26 protein-coding genes and 2 tRNA genes are annotated in these 24,980 nt (G+C 42.0%); 26 read left to right on the top strand and 2 right to left on the bottom strand.

The window, feature by feature from the left end; all coding sequences use genetic code 11:
• Window positions 1-27: 27 nt before the first annotated feature.
• From ACSAJE_RS02835 to ACSAJE_RS02790, 10 genes are all read left to right on the top strand, one after another.
• Entirely contained in the window at window positions 28-1,515 is a 1,488-nt protein-coding gene (locus tag ACSAJE_RS02835; protein WP_458009626.1) for an AI-2E family transporter, read from the top strand.
• A gap of 120 nt (window positions 1,516-1,635) precedes the next feature.
• Window positions 1,636-2,514 carry a YicC/YloC family endoribonuclease gene (locus tag ACSAJE_RS02830; protein ID WP_458009625.1) on the top strand — a complete coding sequence of 293 codons (879 nt, stop codon included), beginning with the start codon at window positions 1,636-1,638 and terminating at the stop codon, window positions 2,512-2,514.
• A 28-nt stretch (window positions 2,515-2,542) separates the two neighbouring features.
• Window positions 2,543-2,809, top strand: a complete 267-nt coding sequence (locus ACSAJE_RS02825) for a DUF370 domain-containing protein (RefSeq protein WP_118507038.1) — start codon at window positions 2,543-2,545, stop codon at window positions 2,807-2,809.
• Entirely contained in the window at window positions 2,802-3,422 is a 621-nt protein-coding gene (gene gmk / locus ACSAJE_RS02820; RefSeq protein ID WP_118690440.1) for a guanylate kinase, read from the top strand. Before ACSAJE_RS02825 ends, gmk begins: the two co-directional genes overlap by 8 nt.
• 111 nt (window positions 3,423-3,533) lie before the next feature.
• Window positions 3,534-3,908: a DNA-directed RNA polymerase subunit omega gene (locus tag ACSAJE_RS02815; RefSeq protein WP_022025157.1), complete on the top strand. Its 375-nt coding sequence runs from the start codon at window positions 3,534-3,536 to the stop codon at window positions 3,906-3,908.
• A 32-nt stretch (window positions 3,909-3,940) separates the two neighbouring features.
• A complete protein-coding gene (gene lepB, locus ACSAJE_RS02810; RefSeq protein WP_118690441.1) occupies window positions 3,941-4,642 on the top strand; it encodes a signal peptidase I in 702 nt (233 codons plus the stop codon).
• 39 nt (window positions 4,643-4,681) lie between these two features.
• Entirely contained in the window at window positions 4,682-5,668 is a 987-nt protein-coding gene (locus ACSAJE_RS02805; RefSeq protein WP_243103998.1) for an N-acetylmuramoyl-L-alanine amidase family protein, read from the top strand.
• Window positions 5,669-5,688: 20 nt separating this feature from the next.
• Window positions 5,689-5,994: a late competence development ComFB family protein gene (locus ACSAJE_RS02800; RefSeq protein WP_118690442.1), complete on the top strand. Its 306-nt coding sequence runs from the start codon at window positions 5,689-5,691 to the stop codon at window positions 5,992-5,994.
• A gap of 83 nt (window positions 5,995-6,077) precedes the next feature.
• Window positions 6,078-6,149: transfer RNA gene (locus ACSAJE_RS02795), tRNA-Glu, on the top strand.
• A 40-nt stretch (window positions 6,150-6,189) separates the two neighbouring features.
• Window positions 6,190-6,261 (top strand) — tRNA-Glu (locus ACSAJE_RS02790).
• A gap of 112 nt (window positions 6,262-6,373) precedes the next feature.
• Here ACSAJE_RS02790 and ACSAJE_RS02785 read toward each other — a convergent pair.
• Window positions 6,374-7,969: a peptide chain release factor 3 gene (locus tag ACSAJE_RS02785; RefSeq protein WP_022025161.1), complete on the bottom strand. Its 1,596-nt coding sequence runs from the start codon at window positions 7,967-7,969 to the stop codon at window positions 6,374-6,376.
• Window positions 7,970-8,137: 168 nt separating this feature from the next.
• Between ACSAJE_RS02785 and ACSAJE_RS02780 the strand changes: the two genes are divergently transcribed.
• The 10 genes from ACSAJE_RS02780 (at window position 8,138) to ACSAJE_RS02735 (ending at window position 17,892) form a co-directional block, all read left to right on the top strand.
• Window positions 8,138-8,914, top strand: a complete 777-nt coding sequence (locus ACSAJE_RS02780; RefSeq protein ID WP_458009624.1) for an N-acetylmuramoyl-L-alanine amidase — start codon at window positions 8,138-8,140, stop codon at window positions 8,912-8,914.
• 172 nt (window positions 8,915-9,086) lie between these two features.
• Window positions 9,087-9,584, top strand: a complete 498-nt coding sequence (locus ACSAJE_RS02775; protein WP_118507057.1) for a ribosome maturation factor RimP — start codon at window positions 9,087-9,089, stop codon at window positions 9,582-9,584.
• Window positions 9,585-9,601: 17 nt separating this feature from the next.
• Window positions 9,602-10,666: a transcription termination factor NusA gene (gene nusA / locus ACSAJE_RS02770; protein WP_118690445.1), complete on the top strand. Its 1,065-nt coding sequence runs from the start codon at window positions 9,602-9,604 to the stop codon at window positions 10,664-10,666.
• Window positions 10,667-10,762: 96 nt separating this feature from the next.
• Window positions 10,763-11,014 carry an RNase P modulator RnpM gene (gene rnpM / locus ACSAJE_RS02765; protein WP_118507058.1) on the top strand — a complete coding sequence of 84 codons (252 nt, stop codon included), beginning with the start codon at window positions 10,763-10,765 and terminating at the stop codon, window positions 11,012-11,014.
• Window positions 11,004-11,306, top strand: coding sequence for a L7Ae/L30e/S12e/Gadd45 family ribosomal protein (locus ACSAJE_RS02760; protein ID WP_022025166.1), 303 nt, complete (start codon window positions 11,004-11,006; stop codon window positions 11,304-11,306). The genes rnpM and ACSAJE_RS02760 overlap by 11 nt, the downstream gene beginning before the upstream one ends.
• A gap of 15 nt (window positions 11,307-11,321) precedes the next feature.
• Window positions 11,322-14,240 carry a translation initiation factor IF-2 gene (gene infB, locus ACSAJE_RS02755; protein WP_458009623.1) on the top strand — a complete coding sequence of 973 codons (2,919 nt, stop codon included), beginning with the start codon at window positions 11,322-11,324 and terminating at the stop codon, window positions 14,238-14,240.
• Between the two features lie 88 nt (window positions 14,241-14,328).
• Window positions 14,329-14,700 carry a 30S ribosome-binding factor RbfA gene (gene rbfA, locus ACSAJE_RS02750; RefSeq protein ID WP_022025168.1) on the top strand — a complete coding sequence of 124 codons (372 nt, stop codon included), beginning with the start codon at window positions 14,329-14,331 and terminating at the stop codon, window positions 14,698-14,700.
• 96 nt (window positions 14,701-14,796) lie between these two features.
• Window positions 14,797-15,711, top strand: a complete 915-nt coding sequence (gene truB / locus ACSAJE_RS02745) for a tRNA pseudouridine(55) synthase TruB (protein ID WP_118690447.1) — start codon at window positions 14,797-14,799, stop codon at window positions 15,709-15,711.
• A 79-nt stretch (window positions 15,712-15,790) separates the two neighbouring features.
• On the top strand, window positions 15,791-16,690 hold the full coding sequence (locus ACSAJE_RS02740; RefSeq protein ID WP_458009622.1) for a bifunctional riboflavin kinase/FAD synthetase: 900 nt from the start codon (window positions 15,791-15,793) through the stop codon (window positions 16,688-16,690).
• A 203-nt stretch (window positions 16,691-16,893) separates the two neighbouring features.
• Complete coding sequence (locus tag ACSAJE_RS02735; RefSeq protein WP_458009621.1) at window positions 16,894-17,892, top strand: hypothetical protein; 999 nt, start codon at window positions 16,894-16,896, stop codon at window positions 17,890-17,892.
• 246 nt (window positions 17,893-18,138) lie between these two features.
• Here ACSAJE_RS02735 and ACSAJE_RS02730 read toward each other — a convergent pair whose 3' ends face one another.
• Entirely contained in the window at window positions 18,139-19,365 is a 1,227-nt protein-coding gene (locus tag ACSAJE_RS02730) for a UTP--glucose-1-phosphate uridylyltransferase (protein WP_458009620.1), read from the bottom strand.
• Between the two features lie 832 nt (window positions 19,366-20,197).
• Between ACSAJE_RS02730 and ACSAJE_RS02725 the strand changes: the two genes are divergently transcribed.
• The 6 genes from ACSAJE_RS02725 to rlmH all read left to right on the top strand — a co-directional run bounded on the left by ACSAJE_RS02725 (window position 20,198) and on the right by rlmH (window position 24,956).
• Window positions 20,198-20,890, top strand: a complete 693-nt coding sequence (locus ACSAJE_RS02725) for a hypothetical protein (protein WP_118690452.1) — start codon at window positions 20,198-20,200, stop codon at window positions 20,888-20,890.
• Complete coding sequence (acpS, locus tag ACSAJE_RS02720) at window positions 20,883-21,257, top strand: holo-ACP synthase (RefSeq protein ID WP_458009619.1); 375 nt, start codon at window positions 20,883-20,885, stop codon at window positions 21,255-21,257. Before ACSAJE_RS02725 ends, acpS begins: the two co-directional genes overlap by 8 nt.
• A gap of 24 nt (window positions 21,258-21,281) precedes the next feature.
• Entirely contained in the window at window positions 21,282-22,820 is a 1,539-nt protein-coding gene (locus ACSAJE_RS02715) for an NAD(P)H-hydrate dehydratase (RefSeq protein ID WP_458009618.1), read from the top strand.
• Window positions 22,817-23,983 carry an alanine racemase gene (gene alr, locus ACSAJE_RS02710; RefSeq protein ID WP_458009617.1) on the top strand — a complete coding sequence of 389 codons (1,167 nt, stop codon included), beginning with the start codon at window positions 22,817-22,819 and terminating at the stop codon, window positions 23,981-23,983. Before ACSAJE_RS02715 ends, alr begins: the two co-directional genes overlap by 4 nt.
• A 137-nt stretch (window positions 23,984-24,120) precedes the next feature.
• Window positions 24,121-24,480 carry a type II toxin-antitoxin system PemK/MazF family toxin gene (locus ACSAJE_RS02705; protein WP_118507059.1) on the top strand — a complete coding sequence of 120 codons (360 nt, stop codon included), beginning with the start codon at window positions 24,121-24,123 and terminating at the stop codon, window positions 24,478-24,480.
• Window positions 24,477-24,956 (top strand): 23S rRNA (pseudouridine(1915)-N(3))-methyltransferase RlmH, encoded by a 480-nt coding sequence (rlmH, locus tag ACSAJE_RS02700; protein WP_022024930.1) that lies wholly within the window; start codon window positions 24,477-24,479, stop codon window positions 24,954-24,956. Before ACSAJE_RS02705 ends, rlmH begins: the two co-directional genes overlap by 4 nt.
• Window positions 24,957-24,980 lie beyond the last annotated feature (24 nt).

Below are 24,980 nucleotides of genomic sequence, written 5' to 3'. Positions count from 1 at the left end.
ATTCTCTCACTGGATAGGAGTGTTTTTGTGAAAGATGCAGAACAGGTAAAGCAAAGATTTTCCCTCAAAGAGGCCTTTTTGAATTGGATCGGTCTGTTTTTGGTATTAGTAGCAGTCGTGATCTTGTATTTTGTGATCAGAAATATGAGTTATTTTCTTAAAATTATAGCTGGATTTATAAAGATTTTAATGCCGGTTATTTATGGTGCAGTGATCGCTTATTTAGTGAATCCGTTATGTAAGCGTTTTTATCGGCTGCTTTGTCGTACCGGGAAAGATAAAGAGCTGTCTGACCGTACTAAAAAAATATTCTATAGTTTTAGTATTGTTTTGGGACTTGTCAGCGGTATTTTGATCATCGTTATTTTGGGATGGATGGTATTTCCGGAAGTATATAAAAGTATCCTGTCTATGGTTGATAATCTGCCGGAGCAGGTTAATCATTATTATACGGAATTGACCAAATGGCTGACGGACAATCCATATCTTGCCGGGCATATACAGAAGATGCTTTTGCAGGTGACAGATTACTTTGACGCAAAGATGAACAGCGAGTTGTATCCATGGCTTCAAAAGGAATTGCTTCCAAATGTGAACACATTTGCCGGTTATTTTGCAAGTGGAGTTATGAGTTTTGTCAGCGTTTTATATAATCTGTTTATTGGTCTGATCGTCGCTATTTATCTGCTTGGGAGCAAACGGGAGTTTTTGGGACAGGCCAAGAAGATCCTGTATAGTATGTTCCGTAAAGATCAGGCAGATGTGATCTCACATTATACGCAATTGGCAAATCAGATGTTTAGTGGGTTTATTGTTGGAAAGATTGTTGATTCGACAATTATCGGGGTGATCTGTTTCCTGTTTATGTCAATCTTTCAATTTCCATATGCATTGTTAGTCAGTCTGATCGTTGGCGTGACCAATGTTATACCGGTATTTGGTCCTTATATTGGTGCAGTACCAAGTGTTCTGCTGATCTTGATCGTAAATCCGGTACAGGCGATCTATTTTGCAATCTGGATCATTGTGTTGCAGCAATTAGATGGTAACGTTATTGGACCTGCAATCCTTGGAGAATCCACTGGCCTTAGTGCGTTTTGGGTGCTGTTTGCAATCCTTTTGTTTGGTGGCTTATGGGGTATTCTCGGAATGTTAGTCGGTGTGCCGTTGTTTGCTTTGATCTATCAGATTATTTCGGATATTGTCAATGCCAGACTGGAGCGTCGTAAGATGTCAACGATCACAGATCATTATATGGATCTGAAGGAGATCGTGGCACAGGAAGATGGCATGGTTTACGTCAAGTATACAGAGGATGAGTTATCCGGCAAAGCAAAAAAGCAGGAGAGTGATTTTATGAAAAACCTGCGCCGTATATGGAATGAGAAGAGTGTTTCTGTATTAAAAAAGCAGAAGGGTGATTCTGACAAAACATCTACGGGTAAAGTTTTGGATGATAAAAAAACGGTAGATAAAACGGCAGCAAACGCATCGAAGGATGAGAATGATTCTTGACCAAATATAAGAAATATACTATAATTAAATGATTGTTGTGTTGCGAAATATGTTACAGTAGGATATTGCTGCTGTAATGATCGCATGACATATAAGGTGTCTACAGAAATGGAGAGTAACATGATTAAGAGTATGACAGGATTTGGGCGGTATGAGACTGTTACAGATGAATACCGCATTGCAGTAGAGATCAAATCGGTCAATCATCGATATTGCGATCTGAATATTAAGCTGCCTAAGAAATTTAACGAGATAGAAAATACGCTTCGTATGATGATGAAAGAAATTGCTGAGCGTGGCAAGGTAGATGTATATGTAAGTTATGAGGATTACGCGGGCAAAGGAACACACGTTCACTACCATCCGCAGATTGCCAAAGAGTATGTGAAGGTTGCGGCACAGGTAGCTGAAGAGTTTGAATTGCATAATTCCCTGTCTGCGGAAAGACTCCTTGGATTTGCAGATGTCATTAGCTTGGAAGACGAGAGCAATGATCTGGAGTCGGTATTTCCAATAGTGACGCAGACTTTGCAAAAGGCAGGCGAACAGTTTATTGCATCGAGAGAGCGGGAAGGTGAACAGTTATATCAGGATATCAAAGGAAAGCTGGCGTATTTGCTCACATTAGTTGCTCAGGTTGAAGAGCGCTCACCACAGATGTTACAGGAACATCGACAGAAATTACTGGAGAAGGTACAGGAGCTGTTGGGTGATCGCAAGATTGATGAAGGAATTTTGGCAACGGAGCTCATCGTCTATGCGGATAAAGTATGTGTAGATGAGGAGACGGTAAGACTACGCAGTCATATTGATGCAATGAGTGAAACACTGGATATGCAGGAGGCTATTGGTCGAAAGCTTGACTTTATTGCGCAGGAAATGAATCGTGAGGCAAATACAATTCTTTCTAAAGCGAATGATAAGGAGCTTTCCGGTATTGCAATCAACTTGAAGACCGAGATCGAGAAGATCCGTGAGCAGATTCAAAATATCGAGTGATATTGTGGGACATGGATAATAAAGAAGGATTTGTATGTTAATTAACATAGGTTTTGGAAATGTAGTAAATATGGACAAAGTCATCAGCATTGTCCGTGCTGATGCAGCACCTGTAAAAAGGATGGTTCAGGTTGCCAGGGATGGAGGAATGGCAGTAGATGCCACTTGTGGCCGTAAGACTAAGTGCGTGTTAGTCATGGATAGCGGTCATATTGTATTATCGGCGTTGCAGCCGGAGACAATTGAAAATCGTGTAACAGATAATCCGAGTGCAGGAGGAAAAGAAGATGACTAAAAAAGGAATACTTACTGTGATTTCTGGTTTTTCAGGTGCAGGTAAAGGTACCATTGTTCATGAATTAGTGGATCGTTATGGATATGCGGTATCCATTTCAGCAACGACGCGGGATCCGCGTGCCGGTGAGCAGGATGGGGTTCATTATTTTTTCAAAACAAAAGAAGAGTTTGAGCAGATGATCGCTGATGGTGCGTTGATCGAATATGCTTCTTATGTAGATAATTATTATGGAACACCCAAAGATTATGTTATGCAGAAACTGGAACAGGGAATTGATGTAATATTGGAGATAGAAATGCAGGGTGCATTGAAGGTAAAAGAACGTTTTCCGGAAGTGTCTCTGATCTTTATTACACCGCCTGATGCGAAAGTGCTGCGCGAACGTTTGGAGGGACGCGGTACAGAAACGCAGGATGTGATTGAAAAGCGGCTTGCCAGAGCAGCACAGGAATGCGCATATATGGATCAATATGATTATATTGTGATCAATGATGATCTTGATGTATGTGTAGAACAGATTCATGGCCTGATTCAGGCACTTCATTGGAAATGCGTAAATCAACAGGGACAAATTGCCAAGATGAAGGGTGAATTTGCAAATAAGGCATAATTTGTTATACTGTAAACGGAAGTATTATAAATGCTTCAATGGAAATGTTTGCAATCTCAATAGTGAGATTTCAATAGATATGATATGCAAGATAGAAAGGGGATTTTTATTATGTTACATCCATCTTACACAGATTTAATGCAGTTGGTAAATAGCGAGGTTGAAAGCGGAGAGGCTCCGGTTGTAAATAGCCGTTATTCTATTGTGTTAGCAACATCAAAACGAGCTCGTCAGTTGATTGATGGCGTTCCGGCAATGAGTCATCCGTCTTGTCCAAAGCCATTGTCTGTGGCCATTGATGAGTTGAATTCATCTAAGATTCATATTTTGAGCGAAGAAGAAGCTGCTGCTGCCAATGCACGCAGAGAAGCTAAAAAGAAAGAGGCAGAGGAAATGGATGAGATGGTCTTTTCTTTGGATGAAGAAGATGATGTAGAAGCGGAAGCAGCAGATACTGCAGATGAGATGTCCGCCGAGGAAGAATAATATAAAATACGGATGAGGGAAGTGAGGTTGTCATGAGCAAGGAAATTGATAGCGAAGAGGTATATGAGGATGATACTCCGGAATTGGAGCAGGCAGATGCCCTAGAGGACTATGATGCTGTAGAGGATGAAAAACAGGCTGCAAAAAATACAGAGGAATCTGATAAAGATACAGAGGATGCACAGGATGAAGTCTCCAAAAAGAAAAAGATTCGTGGCATTATAGCTGAATTGTGTTTATATGCGGCGATCATTATAGTTTGTGGTGTGTTTGTTCCAAGATATGTTATTCAGCGAACGATTGTTGATGGTAAGTCGATGATGAATACGCTCAAAGATGGAGAAAATTTATTAGCAGAAAAGGTTTCTTATCGTTTCGGAGAACCTAAAAGATTTGATGTTATTGTATTTTATCCGTATGGCAGAGACAATGATGCTTATTATATTAAACGAGTGATCGGTTTACCCGGAGAGACGGTACAGATTAAAGGATCCACAATATATATTGATGGCAAACCATTAAAGGAGAATTACGGCAAAGATCCAATTGATTATGCAGGAATAGCAGAGAAGCCGATCAAGCTTGGTGATGATGAATACTTTGTGCTTGGTGATAATCGTGAGATCAGTCGGGACAGCCGTTATGAAGAGGTGGGTAAAGTCAAACGAAAAAATATCGAAGGACGTGCAGTTTTGCGTATATATCCATTCGATAAGTTTGGTACATTTCGATAATACAAGTTTAGATCGTTCAAACAGAAGGGATGAGAGATTATGAAAAGAAGGATTAAGGCGTTAGCTGTAATAATGGCGGCTGTTTTGATGGTTTCCGGTGCGGGCAGTACGCTATATGAGAATGGTGTGAAAGCCGATGCAAAGGATACACTGAAATGGAATAGTGCGATAACAAAAGTAAAGGTTAAGAAACGTGTCGCACTTACTGTGAATGTAGAGGCGTCCAAGGTTCAGTGGTCTGTCGCAGGCAAAAATGCTGCAACAGCAGATCTTGCTTCGGCTAATGCTTATGCATCTGTTGATCACAATGGAGTCGTGACAGGCAAAAAGATTGGTAACGCAACTATCGTGGCAGTTTATCAAGGTCAGAAGATCAAACGAAAACTTCATATTGCTGGTAAAAAGAAAATTGCATTAGATGCCGGACATCAGTCCCGTGGTGATTCTCGTAAAGAACCGGTAGGACCTGGTTCTTCTGTAAGAAAAGCACGCGTTGCAGGTGGTGCAACCGGTGTTGCAAGCAGAGTTCCGGAGTATAAATTTACATTGTCTGTAGCCAAACGTCTTCAAAAAGAATTGAAGAAACGCGGCTATGAGGTATATATGGTTCGTACCAAAAATAATGTAAATATCAGTAACAAAAAACGAGCAATGCTTGCTAATAAGAGTGGTGCAGATATTTATATTCGTATACATGGGGACAGTAGTGGTTCCAGAGGAGTAAAAGGTGCCAGCATTTTTTATCCATCGGCTAGAAACCCTTATGTATCAAGGTTGAGTCGATCTTCTAAGCGTTTATCTAAGAAATTATTAAATGCTTATTGCAAAAAGACGGGTATCAAGAAAAGAGGTTGTAGTGGAAGAGATGATCTAACGGGAACCAATTGGAGCAAAATTCCAGTTACTTTAATTGAGTGTGGATTTTTAAGTAATCCGTCTGAGGATCGAAAACTGCAGAATAAAAGTTTCCAAAAGAAAATGGCAGTCGGAATGGCAAATGGCGTTGATGCGTATTTTGGATACTAAAGATTGGGGGCAGTAATTCGATGCAAACGTTAAAAAATCTTATGGAAGACACTGTGTTGGAAAAAATTGACAGCTTATGGCCACAGACAAATTATTGTATGTGCGATCGGTGCAGATTGGATATAGCTTGTTATTCTTTGAACCATCTGCCAACGCGGTATGTGACAACCAATGCAGGAGCGGTGTTACATAAATTTGATTCCTTGACCACGCAGTCGGATGCGGAGATTACAGCATGTGTATACCGTGCGATTCAAATGGTCGGAGAATGCCCAAATCATGAGGTTTTTGAGAGTTCGAATACTGATTCTGATCAAAAAAATTAAAAAAATAAAAAAAATGCTTGCATTTTGTTGGAATATGTTGTATAGTATTTTTTGTTGGCGCGTCAATGAGATGCGCACAATGAGGTCTGTTGGTCAAGCGGCTAAGACGTCGCCCTCTCACGGCGAAAACAGGGGTTCGATTCCCCTACAGACTGCTCACTGTGTTTACACAGTAGACAATTTAATAATTAAGATGGTCTGTTGGTCAAGCGGCTAAGACGTCGCCCTCTCACGGCGAAAACAGGGGTTCGATTCCCCTACAGACTGCTATGTTTTTTGTAAAACAGCTCAACCCGTTAAAAGAACCTGTAAGAATACAGGTTCTTTTAATTTGCTATAAACTTTTTTGAAAGGGATTTTGCGTTCTTCGGCAATTGTATTAGTTTTTCTTGAATTCTAATAACTCTAAGCCCTCATTATCTTCTAATACCATGCGGATCATCCAGTCGTTGACAAAGAGCAAGAGAGGATTTCCTTTCATATCTTTAACTGCTTTGACGTTATTCATTCGTTTTAATTTTGTTACATCGGTAGTTGGATCTCCAACCCAGCGAATAAATCCGTAAGGAAGTGATTCTAAGCGGATTTCACAGCCATATTCATTTTCTAATCGATATTTCAGTACATCAAATTGCAATACACCGACAACACCGACAATGATCTCTGACATTCCGGCGGTGTATTCCTGAAAGATCTGAATAGCACCTTCCTGTGCAATCTGTGTGATTCCTTTGACAAACTGTTTACGTTTCATCGAATTAAGCTGGATAACACGTGCAAAATGTTCAGGAGCAAAGGTCGGGATCCCTTCATACTCAAATTTGCTGCCAGGCATTGTGATCGTATCACCAATAGAAAACAGTCCTGGATCAAAGACACCGATCACATCACCGGCATAGGCTTCGCTGATAACCTGGCGATCTTGAGCCATGATCTGCTGTGGCTGTGATAAACGCAGCTTACGACCGCTCTGTACGTGATATACTTCCTTGTCTGCCTGAAACTTACCGGAGCAGATACGGAGGAAAGCAATACGGTCACGGTGTGCTTTATTCATGTTGGCCTGAATCTTAAATACAAAGGCTGAGAAATCATTGGTCAGTGGATCGATTTCGCCTTCGTTAGACATTCTAGGCAGTGGGGAAGTTGTCATTTCCAAAAAGTATTTCAAAAAGGTTTCAACTCCAAAGGTAGTCAGTGCAGAGCCAAAAAATACCGGTGATAATTCACCTTTTTGAACCTGTTCCAGATCCAATGGATCACTCGCACCGTCTAACAGTTCGATCTCGTCGATCAGTTGATCGTAGAGTTCTTCGGTTGCCAGCTCTTTGAGTGCTGGATCGTTGATGTCATAATCTGTCTCTGCAGCCGATTTTGCACCACCGGTAGATACCGATTCAAAAGTGCGGACGGTTTTGGCACGGCGGTCATAAATGCCCTTAAAACGTTTTCCGGATCCAATTGGCCAGTTTACCGGACAGGTGCGGATGCCGAGTACGGACTCGATATCATCCAGCAATTCGAAGGAATCCCTCGCCTCTCGGTCCATTTTATTGATAAACGTAAAGATTGGAATATGGCGCATAACGCAAACCTTAAACAATTTGATCGTCTGAGCTTCGACACCTTTGGAAGCATCAATGACCATGACTGCGGAATCTGCAGCCATTAAGGTACGATACGTATCCTCTGAGAAGTCCTGATGTCCCGGTGTATCCAGGATGTTGATGCAAAAATCATCATACTTAAATTGCAATACCGAAGAGGTAACAGAAATACCACGTTCTTTTTCGATTTCCATCCAGTCTGACACTGCATATTTGGAATTTGCTTTTCCTTTGACAGAGCCGGCTGTATTGATCGCACCACCGTAAAGCAGAAACTTTTCAGTCAATGTGGTTTTACCGGCATCCGGGTGGGAAATGATCGCAAATGTTCTTCTTTTTTTGATTTCGTTTGTTAATTCTTCCGACATATGATTCGTCTCCATTTCCATAATTTGTTCACGGCATTGATAAAACAATGCGTGACCATCTTTTTATTATACGGGAAAAGGGGCGGGGTTTCAACCGAGAAGTTCTAAATGAAATACAGGCGGCATACAATAGCGTAAGTCATGCGTGAAAATAATGGAGGAAAGTAGATGGCTACAGTAATGTTAGATGCCGGTCATGGGGGATATGACAGCGGAGCTGTTTATGGAGATCGATACGAAAAAAACGATACACTAAGTCTTGTGCTGGCAGTTGGAACGATCTTAGAAAATAATGGTGTCAATGTGTTATACACACGTACTACCGATGTTTATCAGAGTCCAAATGAAAAAGCGGGGATTGCGAATCGCAGTGATGCGGATTACTTTATTTCCATTCATCGTAATTCCAGCCCGGATCCAAACACATATTCCGGAGTAGAAACGTTGGTCTATCGGGACAGCGGAATACCGGCAGTATTTGCGCAAAACATCAACAACGAGCTGGCAAGGATCGGATTTGCAAATCTAGGGACAGAAGAAAGACCAAATCTAGCTGTCCTTCGGGGGACTAGGATGCCGGCCGCATTAGTAGAGGTTGGATTTATTAATACCGATCAGGATAATCAGATCTTTGATCTAAAATTTCCGGAAATGGCGCAGGCGATGGCAAATGGTATTATGCAGACTGTGCAGGGAGCAGATGTGACGGCGAACGAAGCGGTCGTGTACCGTATCGAAATGGGAATGTTTCGACATAAGAAAAATGCAGAGACATTAGCTGCGAATCTACAGGAAGATGGCATATCCTGCTATATTGAACCACAGGGAAGTTATTTTATTGTCTGCCATGGTGCTTTTGCGGATAAGGAAAGAGCCAGGGAAATGGAAGAAAAGCTTTTTTTGGCTGGATATGAGACTAGAATCACCTGTGTGGGAGAACAATAATTGGTCAAAATACGAAAAAAAAGCATGAAATGCCCGAAATATGCGAAAAAACAGCGAAAAACTCTTGCTTTTTTGACGGCAGAGTGTTAGAATATGCTTTGTAATAGATGTTAATGAAGAGTGGACTGCGAAAAAGTCCACTCTTTCATTTTGAAGAAAAGAGGTTATGTTTTTGACAAGAAGGGAAGAATATGAAGCTAAGGCAGAGCAGATGCTTACTCCTTTAATGGAAGAACATGGATTTGAATTAGTGGATGTAGAGTATGTCAAGGAAGCCGGAAATTGGTATCTACGTGCTTACGTAGACAAAGAGGGTGGAATTACTCTGGACGATTGTGAACTCGTCAACCGCGCCTGGAGTGATATGATGGATGCGGATGATTTCATTGAGGATGCCTACATTTTGGAGGTTAGCTCCCCAGGGTTGGGAAGACAGCTCAAGAAGGAAAAGGACTTCAAGAGAAGCATTGGAGAAGATATTGACTTACATTTTTACAAAGGGCAGAAAATACCCGGAGGGAAAAATGGCAAGGAAGTCACTGTGAAGGATCTGACGGGAACGCTTTTAGCGTTTACGACGGATACGATAACGATACAGACGGATTTCGCACCGGAATATGTGGTGAACCGGTCCGAAGTTTCCAAAGTAAACTTAACGATTGATTTTTAGATTTGGAGGAAAGAGCAATGGCTGCAAGAAAAACAAAGAGTACAAAGGCAGATCGCACAGAGCTTATTGAAGCATTAAATGCGATCGAGAAGGAGAAACAGATCAGCAAAGATATCATTTTGGAAGCGATTGAAAACTCCTTATTGGCTGCGTGCAAAAATCAGTTTGGTAAATCAGAAAATATACGTGTCAACATCGACAGAGAGACTGGCGAAGTAAAAGTGTTTGCCGACTATGAAGTGGTAGAAGACGACATGATAGAAGACGATGCACTTCAGATTGGAATTACTGAAGCAAAACTGCGTTTTCGTGATGATGTTGGGGTTGGTGAGAAAGTCAGCACCGAGGTAACACCAAAGAATTTTGGTCGTATTGCCGCACAGAAAGCAAAACAGGTTGTAGTGCAGAAAATCCGTGAGGAAGAGCGCAAAGTGTTGTATGTACAGTATTTGGAAAAAGAACGTGAAGTGATCACAGGTATTGTCCAGCGTTACAGTGGCAAAAATGTCTGCATTAATCTTGGCAGAGTTGATGCCATCTTAATGGAGAGTGAGCAGGTTCGCGGTGAGCATTTCCGACCAACAGAACATATTAAGCTGTATGTCGTAGAAGTTAAGGATACACCAAAGGGACCACGAATTACTGTTTCACGTTCCCATCCGGAATTTGTAAAGAGACTGTTCGAGGAAGAAGTTACAGAGATACAGGACGGTATCGTTACGATTGAGAGCATTGCACGTGAGGCCGGATCTCGTACAAAGATTGCCGTAAGCACAGTTGATCCTAATGTAGATGCGGTAGGTGCTTGTGTAGGTATGAACGGAAGTCGTGTTAATGCAATCGTAAATGAGCTTCGAGGCGAGAAGATTGATATAGTAAATTGGAGCGATATGCCGGAGATATTTATTGAAAATGCACTTAGTCCGGCGATGGTTATGGATGTCAGCATTGATGAGTATGAAAAGACAGCACGAGTGATCGTACCTGAAAATCAGCTTTCACTGGCAATTGGTAAAGAGGGACAGAATGCCCGTCTTGCAGCGAAATTGACCGGATACAAGATTGATATTAAGTGCGAATAAGATTAACAAGTAATTGCAGGTGAAAACGAAACTATTCGTGAAGGGAGATGTCGGTATTTGGCAGTAACAAAAGGTGTTCGCCCTAAAAAAGTCCCAATGCGTCAATGTATGGGATGTGGCGAAAAGAAAGAGAAAAAGGACTTGATACGCATTATTCGGACTCCGGATGAAGAGATTGTATTAGATGTTACCGGTAAGAAAAATGGAAGAGGTGCCTATCTTTGTGATTCGATCTCTTGTCTTTCAAAGGCGAGAAAGAAAAAAGCAATTGACCGGGCATTGAATATGACAATTCCAGAAGACGTGTATCAACAACTTGAAAAGGAGATGATGAATCATGCAGATTGATCCGGCCCTTCGTATGTTGGGTCTGGCAGCAAAAGCCGGAAAAGTTGCCAGCGGTGAGTTTATGACAGAAAACTCCGTAAAAACGGGGATGGCTGCATTGGTTATCGTCGCGACAGATGCATCCGACAACACGAAGAAGAAGTTTCGCAACATGTGTGAGTTTTATGAAGTCCCAATGTATGAGTTTGGCATCAAAGATGTATTAGGACATTCGATCGGAAAAGAATTTCGAGCATCTTTGGCAGTTAATGATGAGGGATTAGCACAAGCAATTATGAAGAAAATGGACTAGGAGGCATGTAAGTATATGGCTAAAATGAAGATATATGAATTCGCAAGAAGTTTACAGGAAAGATATCCGGATATTAAGGGAAAAGATTTGGTGAAGCTTTTGCAGGAAAATAATTTTGATGTAAAGGCACCACAGAGCAGCATTGAAGATGCAGCGATCGCTTTTTTGCTGAAGCACTTTAATGGCAAACCGGAACCTAAGAAAGAAGAGGAGCCGGCGTATACTGTTCCTGTGAAGCGTGAATCTAATGTGAAGAAGAATCAGGAAAAGAAAAAGGCACAGGAAGAAGAGAAAAAAGTAGAAGAAACAAAGAAGGAAGAAACTACGAAGAAAGAAACTACGAAGAAAGAAACTACGAAGAAAGAGGAATCAGTGACTGTTTCTGAGAAAGATAAAGTAGAGAAAAAGCCGGAAGAGTCTGTAAAGAAGACTGAGGAAACGAAACCTGTTGCTGCGGCAGAAACCAAGGAAGATAACAGTGCACAAACAAAAGAGCCTGTTAAAACAGAGGACAAAGCATTAAAAGCACAGGATCAGGAACGTAAAAACGGACAGAATAATAATCATGGAAATGATCGCAAAGATGACAGACGCGGAAATGATCGTAGAGATAATAACCGTAAAGATGGACAGAATCGTGGCGGCGATCGTAGAGATGGCAACCGTGGTGGTGATCGTAGAGATGGTGGATTCCGCGGAAATGACCGAAGAGATAATAACCGTAGAGATGGTCAGAACGGTAACCGTGGAAATGACCGTAGAGATGGTGGATTCCGCGGAAATGACCGAAGAGATAATAACCGCAGAGATGGTCAGAATGGTAATCGCGGAAATGACCGTAGAGATGGTGGTTTCCGTGGAAACGATCGTAGAGACAACAATAATCGTAGAGATGGCCAGAATAATAATCGTGGTAGCAACAATCGCAATGGTTTTGGTGGCGGACGCAGTGCACAGCCAATGGACACAATGAAGTCAGAGGTAAAGCAGTCCCGTCAGCAGCGTGCCAATAAAGATTCCAGAAGTGCAAAACAGCGCTATGGTAAGGAAAGAAATCGTGACGATTATGAAGACGATATGTTCCAGAACAAAAATGCACGCAAGAAGAAAGATCCAAACCGTAAGGGTGCATTTATCAAGCCGGAGCCGGTTGTAAAGCCTGCTGAGCCGGAAGATGGAATCAGAACGATCACACTGCCGGAGAAGATGACTGTCAAAGAGTTAGCAGACATTATTAAGATTCCACCGGCTACATTGATCAAAGCACAGTTTATGAAGGGTAATGTCGTTACGATGAATCATGAGCTGTCTTATGAAGAGGCAGAGGAGATTGCATTAGAGTATAACTGTATCGCTGAGATGGAAGAGAAGGTCGATCTTGTTGCAGAGCTTCTCAAAGAGGATGAAGAAGATGAATCCTTAATGGTGAAACGTCCTCCGGTTGTCTGTGTAATGGGTCATGTCGATCATGGTAAAACGTCTCTGTTGGATGCAATTCGCGAGACACATGTTACTTCGCGCGAGGCAGGTGGAATTACACAGCATATCGGTGCATATGTTACTGAGTTAAATGGCGAGAAGATCACATTCTTAGATACACCTGGTCATGAGGCATTTACTTCCATGCGTATGCGTGGTGCACAGTCTACCGATATTGCAATTCTCGTAGTCGCAGCAGATGATGGTGTTATGCCACAGACTGTGGAGGCAATCAGTCATGCGAAAGCAGCAGGCGTGGAGATCATTGTTGCAGTGAATAAGATTGATAAACCAAGTGCTAATGTAGAGCGTGTTAAACAGGAATTGGTAGAATATGAATTAGTTGCAGAAGACTGGGGTGGAGATACTATATTTGTTCCTGTATCTGCACATACTAAGGAAGGTATCGATCAGCTTTTAGAAATGATCCTTCTTACTGCAGAAGTGAATGAATACAAAGCCAATCCAAATCGTAAAGCACGTGGTGTTGTTATTGAGGCACAGCTTGATAAAGGAAGAGGACCTGTTGCAACCGTATTGGTACAGAAAGGTACACTCCATGTAGGTGATAACATTGCGATCGGTGCTGCTTACGGTAAGATCCGTGCTATGATGGATGACAAGGGTCAGCGCGTAAAAGAGGCAACACCATCTACACCGGTAGAGATTCTTGGTCTGCATGCCGTACCGGATGCAGGAGAGATCTTTATGGCGACCGAGAATGATAAAGAAGCAAGAAATATTGCTGAGACTTATATTAATCAGAGCCGTGAAAAACTGTTAGATGATACGAAGTCTAAACTTACTTTGGATGGTCTGTTCTCACAGATCCAGGCGGGTAATATCAAAGAATTAAATATCATTGTTAAGGCGGATGTACAGGGTTCTGTAGAAGCAGTAAAACAGAGTTTGGTTAAGCTTAGCAACGATGAGGTTGCCGTACGCATCATTCATGGTGGTGTTGGTGCGATCAACGAGTCTGATGTATCGCTTGCAAGTGCATCGAATGCGATCATCATCGGTTTCAATGTAAGACCGGATAATACTGCAAAAGAAATTGCAGATCGTGAGAAAGTTGATCTTCGTCTGTATAAAGTTATTTACAATGCGATTGAAGATGTAGAGGCTGCCATGAAGGGTATGCTCGATCCGGAATACGAAGAGAGAGTAACCGGTCACGCAGAAGTTCGTCAGACGTTCAAGGCATCCGGTGTTGGTATCATCGCCGGTTCCTATGTACTGGATGGTAAGATTGTTCGCGACTGCAAGGTTCGTATTACCCGTGAGGGCGAGCAGATCTTCGACGGTAAACTGGCATCTTTGAAGAGATTTAAGGATGATGTAAAAGAAGTAGCTGCCGGTTATGAATGTGGTCTGGTATTTGAAGACTTTAACGGTATTCAGGTAGAAGATCAGATTGAAGCCTACATCATGGTAGAAGTTCCTCGTACTTGATCGTAACCATTCAGCAAATGCAAACTGTCTTGTAATGTGACACCGGCTGGTTTCTTCATTACAAGCAGTTGGAAGTATGGAGGTAAACATGAAAAAAAACAGTATAAAATATTCGAGAATAAATGGAGAGGTACAGCGAGAACTTAGTCGTATCATTTCCCGAGAGATCAAAGATCCACGGATTCATCCGATGACATCAGTTGTGTCTGTGGAAGTTACACCGGATCTTAAATTTGCCAAAGTGTATGTCAGCGTTTTGGGTGATGAGATGGATCGTGAAAATACACGAGAGGGACTTGCAAGTGCTTCCTCACATATTCGATCTCAATTGGCAAAATCCTTGAACCTGCGCAATACACCGGAACTTCACTTTGTCATTGACGATTCGATTGAGTATGGTGTAAATATGTCGAAGCGTATTGATGAGTTGACACATCATACATCAGAAACAGAAGAATAACATATGCGTTTCCAATACGCATAAATGGAATGGGCTGGTAGTGAGTGCAAGGGGCATTTCTACCAGCCTTACGTCTGTGGGAAGGAGTTACAAACAATGGCAGAAGAAGTCAACGGAATTATAAATGTATATAAGGAAGCCGGGTATACTTCGCATGACGTAGTTGCTAAGCTGCGTGGCATTTTACATCAAAAAAAGATCGGCCATACAGGAACATTGGATCCGGCGGCGACGGGAGTCCTTCCGGTATGCTGTGGCAAGGCGACCAAGGTGTGTGAACTGCTTACCGATAAAGAAAAAAGTTATCGGGCAGTATGTAAACTTGGAGTTATAACAGACACGCAGGATACGACAGGAACAGTTTTACAAACAAAGGATATATCCGGTGTAACACAGGATGAGTTGTCTGATACGATACAATCCTTTGTGGGCGATATCATGCAGATTCCACCAATGTATTCGGCAATCAAAGTAGGTGGCAGGAAGTTATACGAACTGGCACGCGAGGGCAAGGAAATTGAGCGGAAACCAAGACCGGTCACAATTTATGCAATTGATATCAAGGACATAGATTTGGAAAATGGCAGCTTTACGATGGATGTTACCTGCTCAAAAGGAACCTATATCCGTACATTATGCCATGATATTGGCGAAAAGCTTGGTGTAGGCGCAGCAATGGATCAGTTACTTCGAACAAAGGTGTCGATATTTGAGGTTGATCAGGCGCTTACTTTAGCACAGATCGAGGAGCGAATTCAACAAGAAGATCGCAGTTTTGTATTGCCGGTAGACCAGCTGTTTACACAGTATCCCAAAATGCAGGTGGCAGATGAAGAGGCTGCTAAAATGCTTCGCAATGGGAATCCGATCACGATTGGCAAATTGAAGTCATTCAATGAAGTAAAAAAATATCAGAATAAGAGTCGCGTACTTGTATATAATGAAAATGGCGAATTTCGTGCTATATATGAACTACGTGGTAACTATTATCGTGTTGTAAAGATGTTTTAGAAAATATACTTATAAGATATTTGTTATGGCGTAGGGCATTATACAGCAAAAATATATACAGGCAGGAATGAGGTCGAGTATGGAGATACTTAGAGGAGTTACATTTCATCAAAAAAAGAGTGCCGTATCTCTTGGTAAATTTGATGGAATTCATTTAGGACATCAATTGTTGATGAATGAGATTATAAAGCAAGAAGATCTGGTCCCAACAGTATTTACGTTTGAAGGGATGAAGACCGAGCCGGAAAGTTTGCTCTATTCGGAAGCGGAAAAACAATATTTGTTAGAGCAGATGGGGATTGAGCGGGAAATTTTATTTCCGTTTAATGACCAGACGAAAATAATGTCACCGGAAAGTTTCATACAAAATATGTTATGGGATTCTTTGGACGCAAGGTTGATCTGTGTGGGGGAAGACTATCGGTTTGGCTGTAAACGTGCGGGTGATGTAGCAATACTTGAGAGAGCTTGTAAAAAACATGGATGTGCACTGCGGGTATTTCCAAAGCGGAAGGATGAACAGGGTGTGATCAGCAGCACCAGAATACGCGAATTGATCCGTTTAGGGCAAATGCAGGAAGCGTCAAAACTGCTCGGTAGAAATTTTTTCTATTTGGGTACGGTAAAACATGGACAAGCGCTGGGGCGGACAATTCAGATGCCAACGATCAATATATTACCTCCACCGGAAAAGGTGCTTCCTCCATTAGGTGTGTATACTTCTGTCGTTACCGTTGATGGAAGACGTTTTGGTGCCGTTTCTAATCTTGGTAAAAAACCAACGGTTGGAGGCAAAGCGATCAGTTTGGAAAGCTTTTTATTTGATTTCGATCAAAATATTTATGGAAAAACAGTGCGTGTCGATTTATTAGAATTTCAACGTGCAGAGCAGAAATTCGATTCCATTGAGGCATTGCGTGAGCAGATGGAACACGATAAAAAGACCGCGCAGACCAATCTGAAGGGTGCCCGGTTATAACTATGGGCAGAGAGTGGGCTGGTCATAGTATTGCAACATAAAACAGCTGCATCGGATATTGTGAAGAGTTTGTGAAAAAATTGTAATTTGTGGGATATATTGGTATACTGGATAGAGCGGACAGATTAACCTATGATTCGAAGTGATCCATTGGTTCTTATTCGCGAGAAAAGCGTAGATTATAAAACTTAGGAGGAAACGTTATGTGGTGTCCAAAATGTAAGACGGAATACCGCGATGGCATTACAGTATGTGCTGATTGTGGAACACCGTTAGTAGAAGGAAGCGCAGAAGATTTTGACCGTATTGATCTTAGTACGTTTAAGGAAGAGAAGACGGCAGCAAAATTTTTAGAATATTTAGAGTATTCTGGGATTGCAGATGCGCAGCAGGAGGAAAATGAGGATGGAACTTATTCCATCACCGTGCCTACCAAGATGGAAAAAAAGGCAGAGAAATTATACCGTGGCTTTTTATTAGCAATGGAAGAAGAGGAAGAAGAAAAGATTGCGCCGAAACAGGTGGCACAGCCAACAGAAGAATCTGCACAGAATGCAGACGAAGAATCTGTGGCAGCACAATCCGAAGAAGACAACGAAAATCGGGAATACGATTGGGATGATGAAGAGGATGAGGCCGACCAGACGCCGTACAAAGAGACGGAAGAAGAATTTGAAGAGGCAGAGCAGCTTGTGTCAGAGGAAGATATTGATGAAAATCCGGAAGATCTGCTTTATGCCAGTGAAGGCAATTACGAGACAAAAGAAGATGCTTATAAGGATACAAAATATTCAGGCATTACATTTATCGTATTTGGAATATTAGGTGCAGTGTATTTGGCATTATGCAAACTGGACATTATCCCGATCAAGTACAACACATTTGTATTTATCGTGATCTGTGCTTTATTTGCCGGATTTGTACTGTTAGGAATTGTGAATTGTGCCAAGGCATCTAAGATGAAACTGTTAATCCCGCAAGAGCAGGAAAAGACGGAGAAAATCACCCAATGGCTTTCTGAGAACATTACGGATGCATTTATCGAAAAATGGACGGATGACAGCGTTACAGAGATGGAAAACGATCTTGCGATCACTTCTCATATCCGTCAGAGTCTTCTTCATGAATTTCCAAATGAAGAAGTTGCCTTTTTGGAATATTTGGCAGATAAATACTATTCAGATACATTTTTAGACGAATAAAAGGATTGCAATTAGTGATTATTTGTTATATTATGATTATGTGATAATAGAATGACTCGATTTGTTGAGTTACGATATGTGCAGAAAAAGATTCGACAGGATGTCTTTACATCCTGTCGAATTTTTTTTAGGAATAGGAAATTGCTGTTATGTTGCGTTATACCACCAAGAATTGCTAAAGCAATTCTTGCAGAGCAAAACGTTTGTTTTGCTCTTTTGATCAATGATTCGATATATGGAATCGCATTACAGAGTAACACCATTTTTTGTTAATAGAGCACGGGCTGATTCCACAGAATCAATACCGGTCTTATTTTTGATCGGAGCAAACTCTTTGTCACGCTCTACCTCAAATGGAAGACAGGTGTCCATCATCTGGATCATATCCAAGATCAACGTCTCGAATTTGTAGCCGTTTGGTTCTTCCGGTTTGATCAATGTTCCGGTATCATCAATATATGGAATCTTTTTCTCGACAATATGGAGCGGAAGCGTATTTTCGCAAATATCTTCCAATTCAGACTCCTTGAACAAATAATTGAGGATGACACCAAAATTATATGCAGGCTCGCCGTTTTCATCGACAGCATCACGAAGTTCCGGTGTCAATTCATAATATTCAACGATAGATGGATGATTGTCTTTTAAGCACATAACGCCAACTTTTTCATCCGGATGATTTTTGCAGACTACCTTAGCACCAACGCTGCGGTTTTCTGTGATCGTTGCACCGATAAAGCACGGGTCAGCAATGCGCTGTAATACGTTATCCACTGCAAATACATTGAGCCATTCAATACCATTTTCATGGATCAGATCTAATAATCCGGCATTTTTGAGGGAAGAGAACCAGCCGCCGTTGCCGTTTGGAGAGGTGGCTAATTTGTAAGGCTCTTCCAAAAAGATCTTTCCATCATACGTAGCAGCAGGTGCCATATCCTGCTTAAAGAAATGAATATAATCTTCTTTGTAACCAAAGAAGTTCTGTTCATTAAAAAATGTCGTTGTCGCTGTATGGTTTTTATCGCTGGTCATTACAAATAAATGGATAAACTCACCACTTTCCCGAACAACATCCATCAGATTGCAGATAAGACGTTCAAAGATATACATTGGCTTGGTGACGCCAATATCATACATTCCCTTTGGATTATCAGAGCCGAGACGTGTACCCATGCCGCCAGCCAATAAAACAGCACCGACTTTGCCGGAGCGGATCGCTGACAGGCCGGTTTCACGGTATTTGTCCTCGTTTGCATGGATTTCTTGTAGTCTAAGTGCACGGATCGGTGTGATCGTACCGGTAGAAGATTCTTCTTCGTTGCTGCCAATCTTATTCAGTACTGAAAAATCGGTTTCTTCAATTTGCTGTAATAAAGCTTCTTTTTGTGTCTCAGATAATGTGTCAAAATATTTCAGAAGATGTTCCTGACCGTACTGCTGTAATTTTTGCTTTGCACATTCTAATGTCATGAATGAATACCTAACCTTTCTTTCTTCGTAGTGATGCCCATATATGAGCAAAAGTATTTGACTTAATTACTCAAACTTCCCATAACTCAACATTTCACCCAACCACATATTACTTATTATGTCAATGACTATATAGCATTTTGCAGCCGTCAAAGAGCAAGTTCTGCCATCAGAGAACTATAGTAATTGCCTTGCCGCATTTTGTTTTAACAGTGATTTCTAAATTTTGTTGTCTCTGATGGACGATTTACATGCCTTACAGAGAACTCGATGTTCCGGAAGCAAGGTATTCATCATTTTTGAAAGGGACTTTGCGCTCGTCGTTACTTATGTCTCGTATTTCAGAGACATTAAGTAACGTGACGTAGCGCATCGTAGCGAAAGCGTCCCGACCAAAAATGAATGATACCTTGCTAAACCGGGACATCTCAAACATTCTTTCAGGCATGTATACATCAGAGACTTAACAAAATAAGAAATCACGTAAAAACATTGCGTTCTGCGGCAATTATCTTAGTTCTCTGATGGCAGAATAATTTAATGTATTGGCTGCAAAATAGTTTATTCATTGCTGACATAATAAGTAATATGTGGTTATGCAATAACTTCCAGTATGGGAAGTTTGAGTTAATTATACAGGAAATAAATTGGGGTGGCAAGTTTGACTTATTGGATAGGCAGTTTTATAATAAAGAGCAGATAATTTGGCGTTATTTAGTTTATAAGACAATGCTCGTAGTGTGGTGATATGCCACCAAGAATTGCTTTAGCAATTCTTGCAAAGCAAAGCGTTTGCTTTGCTTTTTTACAAGCGCAGAAATGGGGGAAGATTATGGCAGATCGAAGACGCAGACGCAAGGCGCAGGCAGAAGACGCAGAGCGGGCCTTACGATATATGCAGGCATTGCAGGGTAAGAAGATTCCATTGCTGACGTTAGATGCAAAATGGCATGCGTTGTTTCCGGATTTTCGCAAAACAAGAGAGATTAAGCGCTTGGAAAAAGAACTAAACCGTTTGATCGAAAAGCAGGGGCAGACTGCCAATGATCTGTTGGATTACAAAAAGGCAAAGAAAGTATTGATGCAGAATGTTATTGATAATATGACAGATGGTCATGAGTTTGACAGCCCGATCCGTGTGCGCAAACAAGAAAAGAATAAGCAGTTGATCGAAGAAATCAATGATAAGATCGCCAAAGCAAAAGAAGATAAGTTTCAATTTCCTGCAGAAATAGCAGCAAAAAATCATGAATTATTGATTGCCTGCATGCAGGTATGTTATACAGAGTTATCTGAAAATACAGAGCGGATCGAGCAGGCAGAGGCGGAGATCACTGCCCTTAGAGAACAGCTCAAGAATACAATCCTCCATAAACAGGATATGGAGATGCGTAACACGGAAGTATATAAATATATGCATAATCTGTTGGGACCGGACGTCGTAGAAATATTTGACCGGGATCACAGAGTATGGCGTGGTAACATGGAAGAAAATCATTTGGATGCTGGAGGAAACAATGAGTGAGATTGTTGGCATTGGCGTTGACATGATAGAGATCAGCCGGGTGCTGGCTGCATACAGCAAAGAAAGTTTTCGAAAACGTCATTTCACGGAAGAGGAGCAGCAGCTTATTGCTCGCAAAGAAGCTCGTGCGGCAACGACCTTTGCTGCAAAAGAAGCTGTCGTGAAAGCGATGGGTACGGGATTTACGGGAATTTCACCGATAGAGATCAATATATTGCGTGATCCGAGTGGAAGACCGACTGTGACGCTGTTTAGCAGGGCTAAAGAGAAAGCATTAGATCTGGGAATTGACCAAATCCTATTATCTATTGCAGATACGAAAGAAATGGCGATTGCGTATGCAACGGCAATTTCAAGCGGTAGATAATCGAGAAAGGAAAGCAAGATTAGAATGGAATATATCGTAAATGGTAGTCAGGCAAGAGAGATCGATCGTTGCTCCATACAGGAAATCGGAATTCCATCTATGGTTTTGATGGAAAAGGCAGCGATGTCTGTGGCGAGTTGTATTATGGCACAGGCAGATAAAAAGCAGGACCGTATACTGGTTGTATGCGGGACAGGCAATAACGGTGGAGATGGTGTGGCTGCTGCGCGTATGCTGCGGGATGCCGGTTATATTGTTAGAGTCCTTGTTTTGGGACAGGAAGAACGTTGCTCAGAAGAGATGAAACAGCAGATCTCCATTGCAAGACATCTTGGTGTGTCCGTCTTTTGGGACAACCTTACTGGGGAAACGACATTCACAGAGACGAGTTTTTCAGAATATAGTATTATCGTGGATGCAATCTTTGGCATTGGATTATCGAGAGATGTAACGGGTGTGATTGCCGATTATATTAACGCGATCAATCGAAGTGCTGCAGATGTTTTGGCTGTGGACATTCCATCCGGCATTAGTGCGGATACCGGTGCGGTATTAGGAACAGCTGTAAAAGCAACGATAACAGTAACTTTTGGACATAATAAACGTGGGCTGGTATTATATCCGGGAACGGAGTATGCGGGACAGGTAGTGGTAACGGATATTGGATTTCCGGAAATGGTAACAGAGAGAGTGATGAAGCAGTCACAGACGTTTACGTATACCAAAGAAGACCTTTCGGTATATTTTCCAAATCGAAAGAAACGTTCAAACAAAGGAAGTTATGGACGTGTTGTTGTCATTGCCGGATCCAAGGATATGAGCGGAGCCTGTTATCTTTCCGGTGAGGCAGCCTATCGTATGGGGTGTGGACTGGTGCATATTGTGACAGCGCAGGAAAATGCAGAGGTCATCCGTATAAAATTGCCGGAAGCTATTGTTACCGGCTGGTCGGAAAATGTGACGGCGGAGCAGGAAGCAGACATTACCGCAGCGATACATAAAGCAGCAGCGGTCGTGATCGGTCCGGGATTGGGGCAGGAAGCCGGAGCGGAGAGATTGCTGGATCTGGTGCTGCAGGAAGCAAAGAAACTGCCTGAGCTGCCGGTTGTAATTGATGCAGATGGGTTAAATCTTTTAGCCAAAAAGGGATTGTATTCTACACTTGGCAGACAGTATGTTCTGACTCCACATTTGCGGGAAATGAGTCGTTTATCCGGGAAGAGTGTTCAGGAGATTGCGGACGATATGACATCGGCAGTTATGGGACAGCAGGCGGGAGCGACAATTGTGCTCAAAGATGCGAGAACACTGGTCAGTGATGGTGATTGGCTCTATATTAATTTATCGGGCAACAGCGCCTTATCTACAGGTGGATCCGGAGATGTGCTAAGTGGAATGATCGGCGGATTATTGGCACAAGGATGCACACAGAGAACGGCAGCTACGCTGGCAGTGTATATGCATGGATTAACAGCGGAGCAGTATTGCGAGAGCGCACCGCCGCATTGTATGCTGGCGAGAGACATATTAGAAATGATACCGAAGATTGGAGGCAACTCATGAAAACATATTATCGCGTGCAGGCAGATATAGACTTGGATGCTATTTATAAAAATGCAGAAAATGCAAAGAAACTTACTAAGCCGGGTACAAAGTTTATGGCGATCGTTAAGGCTGATGCATATGGTCATGGTGCAATACCCGTCGCTAAAGTATTAGATCCCATTGCAGATGCTTATGGCGTTGCAATTTTGGAAGAAGGAATTGAGCTTCGTCAGGCAGGGATCACTAAGCCGATCCTAATCCTTGGTTTTACGCCGGCACCGCTATATCCGAGTATGATCGAATATGACATTGCGACCGCCGTATTTCAATATGATATGGCAAAGAAAATGTCAGATGCAGCGGTTCAACTAGGAAAAAAGGCAAAAATACATATCAGTCTGGACACGGGGATGAGCCGCATCGGGTTTGCTTTGACCGAGGAGAGTCTGCAGACGATATGCAAGATAAATCAGCTCCCGGAGATCGAGATAGAGGGCTGCTTTTCACATTTTGCACGCATGGATGAAAAAGATAAGACAAAAGCGGAACAACAATTTTCGCGCTATGAAACATTTGTCCATAAAATGGAACAGGCAGGGGTGAAAATCCCGGTAAAACATATTTCAAACAGTGCCGGTATTATGGAAATGCCAAAAGTGAATGAAGATATGGTTCGAGATGGAATCTGTCTATATGGATTATATCCTTCGGAAGAAGTGAATAAGGAGCGGCTGCCGCTTGAGCCGGCTATGCAGTGGAAGACCTATGTTTCCTATGTCAAGGAGCTGGAAGCAGGTATCGAGATTGGATATGGTGGAACGTATACGACCACGAAACCAACGATGGTTGCAACGATTCCGGTTGGATATGCAGATGGTTATGCCCGCTCTTTGTCTGGTAAGGGATGTGTCCTTATTCACGGACAGAGAGCACCAATCTTGGGACGCATCTGTATGGATCAGTTTATGGTGGATGTCACTGATATTCCGGGAACAGCGGAAGGTGACGAATGTATGCTTTTTGGAGAGCAGGAGGGAGAAATCTTGTCAATAGAAGAAGTCTCAGAGCTTGCCGGTTCTTTCAATTATGAATTTGTCTGTGATGTCGGACGACGAGTTCCTAGGGTATTCTATCAAAACGGTAAAGCAGTAGAGACCAAAGATTATTATCCGGAATATTAAGAGAGCGTCCGTTCTTGCTTTTTGTGAAGATGGGACGATTAATAGCAACAAAAGAAAACGTTTACGAATACTTTTCAAAAAACTGGTAAAGATAGGAAATAAGCCACAAAAACTTTTAGGAATGGAGCGTGAACGTTTTGGTTATTAAACGTGGAGACATATTTTTTGCAGATTTACGACCGGTAGTGGGTTCGGAACAAGGCGGGGTCAGACCGGTACTTATTATACAGAATGACATGGGAAATCGACACAGCCCAACGGTCATTTGTGCAGCTATTACATCCCGCATGAACAAAGCAAAACTTCCAACGCATATATCGTTGGACATGAAAAAATATGATATTAGTAAAGACTCTGTTATTCTTTTGGAGCAGATCCGAACCATTGATAAATCAAGGCTTCGAGAAAAGGTTTGTCATTTGGATCAGGACATATTGCAAAAGATCGATCAGGCTCTTTGCATTAGTTTAGCGATTGAGGAGAAAACACATCAATGAAAATTACGATATTAACCGTTGGAAAGATCAAAGAAAAATTTTTTCGGGGAGCGGTTGAAGAGTACAGCAAGAGATTGAGTCGTTATTGCAAGCTGGAGATCATCGAAGTTGCAGATGAAAAAACACCGGATCATGCCAGTGCGCATGAAGAAGAACTCATACGCGCCAAGGAGGCAGAGCGGCTCAAAAAATACATAAAAGATAATGCTTATACGATAGCACTTGCCATAGACGGTAAGCAATATTCCTCCGAGGACTTTTCTGCACATGTCCATGATTTGGGACTGAAAGGGGAAAGCCATTTGCAGTTGATCATTGGTGGTTCGATCGGACTTGCTCCTGAGATCTTATCGTTAGCGCAGGAGAAGATCAGCTTTTCTAAAATGACGTTTCCGCATCAGTTGATGCGCGTGATCTTGTTGGAGCAGATCTACCGGGCGTATCGGATCATGAACGGGGAACCCTACCACAAATAGGGTGCAGGACATCCGGTGGATGTC

The sequence above is a fragment of the Jutongia sp. SJQ-6 genome (genome assembly GCF_054161275.1).
The sequence above is the reverse complement of the archived record's forward strand: the minus strand, read 5'-3'. Positions and strand labels throughout refer to the sequence as shown.